Source organism: Aeromonas sp. 11P (genome assembly GCF_051920165.1).
In the GTDB taxonomy this organism is placed as follows: domain Bacteria; phylum Pseudomonadota; class Gammaproteobacteria; order Enterobacterales; family Aeromonadaceae; genus Aeromonas; species Aeromonas veronii.
Genome location: NZ_JBQBDJ010000004.1, coordinates 2757758 through 2767500, shown reverse-complemented (window position 1 = coordinate 2767500; position 9743 = coordinate 2757758). Strand labels below are relative to the sequence as shown.

Annotated in this window: 6 protein-coding genes, 1 tRNA gene and 2 rRNA genes (1 of these 9 cut by a window edge); 5 read left to right on the top strand and 4 right to left on the bottom strand. The window is 59.8% G+C overall.

Annotated features, from left to right (window positions below; all coding sequences use genetic code 11):
• The 3 genes from ACTG1P_RS12775 to ACTG1P_RS12765 form a co-directional block, all read left to right on the top strand.
• Positions 1 to 860: ribosomal RNA gene (locus ACTG1P_RS12775) — 23S ribosomal RNA — on the top strand; it begins 2030 nt to the left of the window's first position.
• Positions 861 to 942: 82 nt separating this feature from the next.
• A 5S ribosomal RNA gene (gene rrf / locus ACTG1P_RS12770) occupies positions 943 to 1057 on the top strand.
• 29 nt (positions 1058 to 1086) lie between these two features.
• Positions 1087 to 1163 (top strand) — tRNA-Asp (locus tag ACTG1P_RS12765).
• A 272-nt stretch (positions 1164 to 1435) separates the two neighbouring features.
• On the opposite strand, the gene ACTG1P_RS12760 is transcribed toward ACTG1P_RS12765, so the two are convergent.
• Positions 1436 to 4012: a bifunctional acetate--CoA ligase family protein/GNAT family N-acetyltransferase gene (locus ACTG1P_RS12760; RefSeq protein WP_440001417.1), complete on the bottom strand. Its 2577-nt coding sequence runs from the start codon at positions 4010 to 4012 to the stop codon at positions 1436 to 1438.
• A 73-nt stretch (positions 4013 to 4085) separates the two neighbouring features.
• Complete coding sequence (locus ACTG1P_RS12755; RefSeq protein WP_019446537.1) at positions 4086 to 4277, bottom strand: hypothetical protein; 192 nt, start codon at positions 4275 to 4277, stop codon at positions 4086 to 4088.
• Between the two features lie 191 nt (positions 4278 to 4468).
• Between ACTG1P_RS12755 and ACTG1P_RS12750 the strand changes: the two genes are divergently transcribed.
• Positions 4469 to 5335 (top strand): hypothetical protein, encoded by an 867-nt coding sequence (locus ACTG1P_RS12750; RefSeq protein WP_421220440.1) that lies wholly within the window; start codon positions 4469 to 4471, stop codon positions 5333 to 5335.
• On the opposite strand, the gene ilvY is transcribed toward ACTG1P_RS12750, so the two are convergent.
• A complete protein-coding gene (ilvY, locus tag ACTG1P_RS12745) occupies positions 5324 to 6217 on the bottom strand; it encodes an HTH-type transcriptional activator IlvY (protein WP_005339488.1) in 894 nt (297 codons plus the stop codon). The two genes, ACTG1P_RS12750 and ilvY, sit on opposite strands and share 12 nt — an antisense overlap.
• Positions 6218 to 6438: 221 nt before the next feature.
• Here ilvY and ilvC point away from each other — a divergent pair, with 221 nt between their 5' ends.
• Positions 6439 to 7920: a ketol-acid reductoisomerase gene (gene ilvC, locus ACTG1P_RS12740; protein WP_236563705.1), complete on the top strand. Its 1482-nt coding sequence runs from the start codon at positions 6439 to 6441 to the stop codon at positions 7918 to 7920.
• Positions 7921 to 8049: 129 nt separating this feature from the next.
• Here the strand turns inward: ilvC and pgi are convergent, their stop codons facing one another.
• The gene (gene pgi, locus ACTG1P_RS12735; RefSeq protein ID WP_440001416.1) at positions 8050 to 9738 is read right to left on the bottom strand and encodes a glucose-6-phosphate isomerase; all 1689 of its coding nucleotides are present in this window, start codon (positions 9736 to 9738) and stop codon (positions 8050 to 8052) included.
• Positions 9739 to 9743: the final 5 nt, after the last annotated feature.

The window sequence follows — 9743 nt, the reverse complement described above, 5'->3', positions numbered from 1 at the left end:
GCGGCTAGACGGAAAGACCCCGTGAACCTTTACTACAGCTTGGCACTGAACATTGAACCTACATGTGTAGGATAGGTGGGAGGCTTTGAAGGCGTGACGCCAGTTGCGCTGGAGCCGTCCTTGAAATACCACCCTTGTATGTTTGATGTTCTAACGCAGGCCCATGAATCTGGGCCGCGGACAGTGCCTGGTGGGTAGTTTGACTGGGGCGGTCTCCTCCCAAAGAGTAACGGAGGAGCACGAAGGTTGGCTAATCCTGGTCGGACATCAGGAGGTTAGTGCAATGGCATAAGCCAGCTTAACTGCGAGACGGACAGGTCGAGCAGGTACGAAAGTAGGTCATAGTGATCCGGTGGTTCTGAATGGAAGGGCCATCGCTCAACGGATAAAAGGTACTCCGGGGATAACAGGCTGATACCGCCCAAGAGTTCATATCGACGGCGGTGTTTGGCACCTCGATGTCGGCTCATCACATCCTGGGGCTGAAGTCGGTCCCAAGGGTATGGCTGTTCGCCATTTAAAGTGGTACGCGAGCTGGGTTCAGAACGTCGTGAGACAGTTCGGTCCCTATCTGCCGTGGGCGTTGGATGATTGAAGGGAGTTGCTCCTAGTACGAGAGGACCGGAGTGAACGAACCTCTGGTGTTCGGGTTGTCACGCCAGTGGCACTGCCCGGTAGCTAAGTTCGGAATCGATAACCGCTGAAAGCATCTAAGCGGGAAGCGAGCCCTGAGATGAGTCATCCCTGACCCCTTGAGGGTCCTAAAGGGCCGTTGGAGACCACAACGTTGATAGGCGGGGTGTGTAAGTGCAGCGATGCATTGAGCTAACCCGTACTAATTACCCGTGAGGCTTAACCATACAACACCCAAGAAGTGTTCTAAGGCTTGTAGCAAACCTAAGCGAACTACTTACGTCAGCTTTCTCAGATTGAAGATTTTTGCCTGGCGGCAATAGCGCCGTGGAACCACCTGATCCCATGCCGAACTCAGAAGTGAAACGCGGTAGCGCCGATGGTAGTGTGGCATTCGCCATGCGAGAGTAGGACACTGCCAGGCACCTAATTAGCAATAAGCTAGCCGAATGCGGAGCGGTAGTTCAGTCGGTTAGAATACCGGCCTGTCACGCCGGGGGTCGCGGGTTCGAGTCCCGTCCGCTCCGCCACTAAATAGAAGGCCTTCCCGATTGGGAAGGCCTTTTTGCTATGGGCGATTTACCCGTTGACCACAGCCGCGTCCACGCCAGAATAGACACCAAAGCCCGGTCTGATGACCGGGCTTTGGTGTTTTCAGCATCCAGAAGCCACTGAACGTGGCTCTTGCCTGAGGGAGGGGCGCTGGCAGGCCCGCTATTCCCTCCTTTTGGTGTGTAATCACAGTCATTTTTGGATAATTCACAACCATTGGTACTGGATTACTCGCTTCCACCCATCCCCATCACCGGACTCCAGCCCCACAGAGAAGGGCCATATTGACCACCCCCTCCTCCATCTGAACATCAATGGTAAAGCCGAGTCGCTTGGCGAGGGTCACCATGCCGCGATTGCTGGGCATGGTCATGCCGGAGAGCTGGCCAATGCCCTGCTCGCTAGCGTAGCGGATGATCTTCTCCATCATCAGTTTGCCGAGACCCAGTCCTTTCAGGTCGGAACGAACCAGAATGGCAAATTCGGCATCGCTGAGATCCGGCGTCGAGATGGCGCGCACGACCCCTAGAATCTGGTCTTTGCGCTCCCCATCCTGCCCTACGGCGACAAAGGCCATTTCGCGGTCGTAATCGATCTGGGTCATGCGGGCCAACTCTTCGTGACCCAGCTCACCCACGTCGGCGAAGAAGCGTTTGTACCTGTCTTCATCGGAAACCCGCAGCACGAACTGTTTGTGGGCCGGCTCATCTTCCGGGCGAATGGGGCGCAGCAGAACATGACTCTGATCCTTGAGCCAAGCCCCCTCCTCCAGTTCGGTCGGGTAGGGGCGGATAGCCAGCCGACTGGCGGGTGGAAGCGCTGGGTCGGCCAGCGTGACGCTGGCATCCAGCACCACCATCTCGGCACCACAGGCCTGCAGCGGATGAAGATCCAGCTCCTGAATTTGTGGGAAGGCGAGCAGCAGTTCGGAGAGCTGGCAGAGCACCTGACCGAGGGCATCGATATCCAGCCGATCCGGCGTGGCATGTTCACGGATCTTGCGACTCTTGAGCGCACCGATGATCTGGTAACGGGCCAGCGCCTGATTGAGCGGCGGTAACGCTGCAACCATCTCCTGTGGCTCCGTGCCCGATTCACCGAGCAGGATGACGGGGCCAAAGATGGCATCTTGCTGGATACGAACCCGCAACTCCAGACCGCCACTGCGCCGCGCCATGCGCTGTACCAGCAACCCTTCAATGCGGGCGCCGGGATCGTGCTGTTTCACCCTGTCCAGAATGGCATCTGCGGCTTGTGCCACTTCGGCCGAGGTACGCAGATTGAGTACCACACCGTGCACAGCAGATTTGTGCAGGATATCGGGCGAACGGAGTTTGACTGCCACCGGGTAGCCGATCTGCTCGGCTGTCAGGGTTGCCTCGATGGCGTCGGTGACGATCCAGGTGGGCAATGTTGCGAGCCCGGCTGCCTGCAAGATGGGGTGGGCGAGATGGGTATCCAGCCTCAGCTGTTTGCGCTCCTGCGCTTGGCGGATCAGCTGCTGACAGAGCTCGATATTGAGCTGGTTGCCGTGCAGGGAGGCGGGGGTCTCCATCAGCTGCTTCTGGTTGCGGCGGTACTCCACCATATGCATGAAGGCGGCCATGGCGCTTTCCGGGGTACGGTAGGTCGGGATGCCCGCTTCGGTAAAGAGTTTGCGCCCCTCCTGTGCCGAGTACTCGCCCGCCCAGTTGGTAAGAATATTGAAACGGCGTGCTCTTGGGTGCTGTTTCAGGTGGGCGATAAGATGGCTGGCCAGTGGTGCACTGGGGGCTGTGAGCGAGGGGGCATGAATGATCAGGATGGCATCGATCCCCTCTTCCCCGAGCAGGTTGTCCAGCGCCTCCTGATAGGTGGTGATGGTGGCATCGCTGCCGATATCGAGCGGTGGGCGAGCCAGTTTACCGCCCCGTTCCAGCAGCACATCCACTGCCATATTGGCCAGCCCGCGGCCATTGGAGATGATGGCGAGCCGCTCCCCCTTGAGGGTCATGGAGTGGCTGAGGGTTTCCACTGCGGCAAACAGCTCGTGGGTATCCCGTACCCGCAACATGCCGGCGCGGCGGATGGCGGCGTCATAGACGTTGTCGAGGCCGTGAGCCGGATCGTGGCGTCCGCTTTTCAGCACCAGGATCGGTTTGTTGCGCGAGGCGGCTCGCGCTGCCGAGAGAAAATGGCGGGCATCGTGCAGCTTGTCCATATAGAGCAGGATGGCGCGGGTCACGCTGTCGCGGGAGAGCTGGTCCAGCAGCTGGCCGAAGTCGATGTCGCAGTGATCGCCAAGGGAGATAAAGGCAGAGAATCCCAGCTCATGCTGCTTGGCCCAGTCGAGAATGGTGGTACTGACCGCGGCAGACTGGGAGAGAAAGGCGACCTGCCCGGGCTTGGCGGCAATCGGTGAAAAGCTGGCATTGAGCCCCTGACCGGGCAGCAGCATCCCCATGCTGTTGGGGCCGAGCAGGCGAATGCCGTATTGCTTGCAGAGCCGTTTCAGCTCCTGCCGCTCATCTTGTGAAAAATCGGCGGCGAGGATGATGGCTGCGCCTGTTCCCTTCTGGCCAAGCGCCTCCAGCAGGGGGATGACCCGCTCCCGGCGAGTACAGATGATGGCGAGATCCGGAGCCAGCGGCAGGCTGGCAATGTCGGGATAGGCCAGCACGCCAGCCACTGCCTTGCTGCGCGGGGTGACCGGCAGGATGGGCCCTTTGAAGTGGCCCGCCAGCAGGTGGCGGACGATGACATGGCCCGCTTTGTGCGGATCGGTCGAGGCGCCGATGATGGCGATTGATTGGGGTTTGAACAGCCGATCCAGACCGCTTGCGTTCATGGGCACTCCCGTCGAAAGGGGGAAGATACCAGTCTAATACCTCTTTGTTGCAGGTTCTGTGACCGGCTCCCGATCACCGTTTGTTGAGGGCGTTGGCGCGCAGGTAAAAGCGCAGCTCCCCCTGTACCCGGCGGATGGCACCGAGGTGACGCTCCTGCAGATAGATCTCCTGCTCCCTGTCCAGCAAGGTGCTGGGCAGACCCATGCTCTGCAAATACTCCTCAAACAGGGTTGATCCCTTGATCTCGACCAGATGCTGTTTCATGGCGCTCCTCCCTGATGTAGTTCGATGATGGTGAATATTCAGTCTGCGATCCCTTGCCCGGTTTGCCTATTGTCACTTCTGACATGAGACGGGACAGGAGAAGGTTCACACATCTGGCAGCGAACGCCGCATCAGGCCCTTGGCTGGCGTTATAGTATGACCAGAAGCATGGCGCTTGGATGGTGCAGGGAATGAAGCGAGTCGGATTGTGGTGCATGGTGTTGTGGCTGTGGGCGGCGGATGCGTCGGCTGCCGCGCAGTCGATCCGCGCCTGGAATCTGCTGCTGGAGCATCCCAACCCGGCAGTGGTGCAGTTATTGCGGCTCTCCCTTGATCTGACGGTGCCTGAATATGGCCCCTACCAGCTGGTCTCCAGCCCGCCGATGGAACAGGGGCGGACGGTGAAAGAGCTGCACAGCGGCGAGCTGGTTCAGGTCGGAGTGTTTGCCCCTGATGAGGAGCGGGAAAGGGATCTGCTGGCGGTACATATTCCATTGGCCAAGGGGCTGCTCGGCTGGCGGGTTTGCCTGATCAGGCAGGGGGATGAGGGGCGCTTTGCCACTATTCACTCGTTGGCCGACTGGCGCCGCTCCGGGCTCATCATCGGCCAGCACAGATCCTGGCCTGACACCCAGTTGCTGAGGGCTAATGGCCTTAACGTGATGGCGGGCAACCTCTACGAAGCGCTGTTCAATATGTTGCGCAAGCAGCGTTTCGACTGCTTTTTGCGCTCCGTCATCGAGGTCGAGGATGAGCTGAAACAGCACCCGGATCTGGCCATCGAGCCCCATCTGGTGTTTCGCTATCCGCTGGCGCTGCTCTTCTTCGTTTCGCCCAAATATCCGGAGCTGGCGCAGCGCATCGAGCTTGGCCTGCAGCGGGCGCGGCAAACCGGGGATTTTGACCGGATCTTCGAGGAGGGGTTTGGCAGCACCATCCGCCGTTTGCAGCTCGACCAGCGGCAGCGCCTCGAGCTGAACAATCCTGATCTGCCGTTGTCGAGTCGCAAGATGATGGCCGACCCGACGCTCATCTACCAGCCCGTCTCAGCGCAGTGAGTTCTGGTTCTGTGCCGTATCCCAGAATGCGCGGATCAGCGGCTCTTCCAGTCGCTTCTTGAGCACCCCGATCCCCACATCAAATGGCTTGAAGGCTGGCTTGAGGTCGATGATCCGCACCTTGTCGCCGAGCGGGCTGTGGTCGATCACCGCCGCCGGCACCAGCCCCACGCCACAGCCGAGCGCCACCATGGCGACGATCCCCTCGTTACCCGCCACTTCGGCATAGATGTTGGGTGCTATCCCCTTGTTGCGAAACCACTGATCGCTGCGTTTGCGGGCCAGCCCCTGCTCGGAGAGGATGACCGGCAGTTGCTCCCAATCAGGTTCTCCCTGACGGAACCACTGGTTCAGTTGCGGGGCGTTGCGCGGCGCGATAAAGACCAGCGGGACCAACTGCAGGCTGGCGAACTCCAGCTTGGCGGGCAGGGCGTCGGGGCGGGCTGCGATGGCGAGATCGGCCTCGTCGGCCAGGATCTTGTCCACCGCCAGCGCCGGGTCGCCAGTCTCCAGCTTGATCTCCAGCTGGGGGTAGCGGCGGCGAAAGCGCTCCAGTACCTCGGGCAGCAGAAAGTAACTGGCGGTGACCGAACAGAAGACCCGCAGCCGCCCCTGTAGCGGTTCATCGCTGCGTTTGAGCTCCTGTTTGAGCTGACGCCACTCCTGCAACAGGCCGCCACCAAACTCCCGCAGCTTCTCGCCCGCTGGGGTGAGCCGCACCGAGCGGTTGTCCCGCTCGAACAGGATGCAGCCGGTCTCCTGCTCCAGTCGCTGGATGGCGCGACTCAGGGTGGAGGGGCTGACCGCCATGGCATCGGCGCTCTTGCCGAAGTGGAGGGAGTCGGCGAGGTGGAGAAACAGCTCGAGATTGCGAAGGTCCATCTTTCAGCTCCTGGCGCGGCATGTGTGCCCGATATCCAGCGGTTGACGGCTTGTTTCTGCCATCTCGCGGTACATTCAGCAGGCAATTATGAAGGGCTAACGTTTCAGTTATTGCAACGTACTGTTTCGAATATATCAGTTCAGGCAATAAGTGTCCCGCGCTATAGTGGTTCAGACAACGCCGCTATCCGGCATGGAATCAATCGAACGGAGCAATCACCATGGCTAACTATTTCAACACCTTGAACCTGCGTCAGCAGTTGGCCCAGCTGGGCAAGTGTCGTTTCATGCAGCGCGAAGAGTTCGCGGACGGCTGCAACGTGCTGAAGGGCAAGAAGGTGGTGATTGTGGGCTGTGGTGCCCAGGGTCTGAACCAGGGCCTGAACATGCGCGACTCCGGGCTGGATATCTCCTACGCCCTGCGCAAGGCCGCCATCACCGAGAAGCGCGCCTCCTGGCAGAAAGCCACCGACAACGGCTTCGCGGTCGGCACCTATGAAGAGCTGATCCCGACCGCCGATCTGGTGCTGAACCTGACTCCGGACAAACAGCACTCCGACGTCGTGAAAACCGTGATGCCGCTGATGAAGCAGGGCGCCGCGCTGGGTTACTCCCACGGCTTCAACGTGGTGGAAGAGGGTCAGCAGATCCGCTCCGACATCACCGTCGTGATGGTTGCGCCCAAGTGCCCGGGCACCGAGGTGCGTGAAGAGTACAAGCGCGGCTTCGGCGTACCGACCCTGATCGCCGTTCACCCTGAAAATGACCCGAAAGGCGAAGGCATGGCCATCGCCAAGGCGTGGGCCTCTGCCACCGGCGGCGACCGTGCCGGGGTGCTGGAGTCCTCCTTCGTGGCAGAAGTGAAATCCGACCTGATGGGCGAGCAGACCATCCTCTGCGGCATGCTGCAAGCCGGTTCCCTGCTCTGCTACGACAAGCTGGTTGCCGAAGGCACAGACCCGGCCTACGCCGGCAAGCTGATCCAGTTCGGCTGGGAGACCATCACCGAAGCCCTGAAACAGGGTGGCATCAGTCTGATGATGGACCGCTTGTCCAACCCGGCCAAGCTGCGCGCCTTCGAGCTCTCCGAGCAGCTCAAGACCCTGATGCGCCCGCTGTTCGAGAAGCACATGGACGACATCATCGCCGGTGAGTTCTCCCGCGGCATGATGGCCGACTGGGCCGAGGATGACGTCAAACTGTTTACCTGGCGCGAAGAGACCGGCAAGTCCGCCTTCGAAAACGCCCCGGCGTTTGCAGGCAAGATTGCCGAGCAGGAGTACTTCGACAATGGCGTGGTGATGGTGGCCATGGTCAAGGCGGGTGTCGAGCTTGCGTTCGAGACCATGGTGGCTTCCGGTATCTACGAGGAGTCCGCCTACTACGAATCCCTGCACGAGCTGCCGCTGATCGCCAACACCGTTGCTCGCAAGCGTCTGTACGAGATGAACGTGGTTATTTCCGACACCGCCGAGTACGGCAATTACCTGTTCGCCAACGCCGCCGTGCCGCTGCTGCGTGAGCACTTCATGCCGACCCTGAAAGCGGGCGATCTGGGGGCCAGCAAGGCGGAAGGGCAGAGCGTCGACAACCAAGCGCTGCTGGCGGCCAACGAAGCGACCCGCAACCACCCGATCGAGAAGATCGGTCAGGTACTGCGTGGCTACATGAAAGACATGAAACGCATCGCCGTTGGCGGTTAAGCCTGCATCGGGCTGGATGATGAAGGGGCGGGGATGACGATCTCCGTCGCCGGTCGGACTGGACACCCGATCGGCCAGCCAGAAAAATCAGCCTGACAGTCATAAAAGATGGTCATAAAAAAGCCCCGCTCATCGAGCGGGGCTTTTGCATTCAGAAAGGCCGGATAAATCGGCTTTCCACGCTTTCCAGGTGTTGATCAGACCGTTGGTGGAGCAGTCGTGGCTGGTGACAGCCTCGTTGTTGCCCAGCTCAGGCAGGATCTTGTTGGCCAGCTGTTTGCCCAGCTCCACGCCCCACTGGTCGAAGGAGAAGATGTTCCAGATTGCGCCCTGTACGAAGATCTTGTGCTCGTACATGGCGATCAGGGCACCCAGGGTTTTCGGGGTCAGGCTCTTGAACAGGATGGAGTTGGTCGGGCGGTTGCCTTCGAACACCTTGAACGGCACCAGATCCTTGACCTGCTCCAGGGTTTTGCCTGCAGCCAGGAACTCGGCTTCGACCTCTTCCTTGCTCTTGCCGAAGGCCAGTGCCTCGGTCTGGGCGAAGAAGTTGGCCAGCAGTTTCGGATGGTGGTCACCGATCGGGTTGTGGCTGATGGCCGGCGCCAGGAAGTCACAGGGGATCAGCTTGGTGCCCTGATGGATCAGCTGGTAGAAGGCGTGCTGGCCGTTGGTGCCCGGCTCACCCCAGATGATGGGGCCAGTCTGGTAGTCAACCGGCTTGCCGTTGCGATCCACGTACTTGCCGTTGGACTCCATGTTGCCCTGCTGGAAGTAGGCTGGGAAGCGGTGCATGTACTGGTCGTACGGCAGAATGGCTTCGGACTCGGCACCGTAGAAGTTGTTGTACCACAGGCCAATCAGGGCCAGTAGCACCGGCACGTTCTGCTCATAGGAGGCAGTGGCGAAGTGCATGTCCATCTCGAAGGCGCCTTGCAGCAGCGCTTCGAAGTTCTCGAAACCGACAGAGAGGGCGATGGGCATGCCGATGGCTGACCAGGAGGAGTAGCGGCCGCCAACCCAGTCCCAGAACTCGAACATGTTGTTGGTATCGATACCGAACTCGGCCACGGCCTTGCCGTTGGTGGAGAGGGCAGCGAAGTGTTTGGCAACGTGGGCCTTGTCACCGGCGATGTTGATGAACCAGTCGCGAGCGGTCAGGGCGTTGGTCATTGTCTCCTGGGTGGTGAAGGTCTTGGAGGCCACCAGGAACAGGGTGGTTTCCGGATCGATCTTCTTCAGGGTTTCGGCGATGTGGGTGCCATCGACGTTGGAGACGAAGTGCATCTGCAGGTGGTTTTTGTAGGGTCGCAGTGCCTCGGTGATCATCACCGGGCCCAGATCTGAGCCACCGATACCGATGTTGACCACGTGCTGGATCGCTTTACCGGTGTAGCCTTTCCACTCGCCGGAGATGATCTTCTCGCAGAAGCCCTTCATCTTGGCCAGTACGGCGTTCACTTCCGGCATCACATCCTTGCCGTCGCACTCGATGGGGCGGTCGGAGCGGTTGCGCAGGGCCACGTGCAGTACGGAGCGCCCTTCGGTCATGTTGATCTTGTCGCCATTGAACATGGCATCGATCGCGCTGCGAAGATCGGTCTCTTTGGCCAGATCAACCAGCAACTTGAGGGTTTCTTCGGTGATCAGGTTCTTCGAGTAATCAACCAGGATGTCGCCGCCGAAGGTAAGGGAAAACTTGTCAAAGCGCTTCGGGTCCTGCGCGAACAGATCCTTGAGTCGGGTCTCTTTGTTTGCTGCAAAGTGGGCTTCCAGTGCCTGCCAGGCCTGGGTTTGGGTTGGATTGATGTTTTTCATAGGAT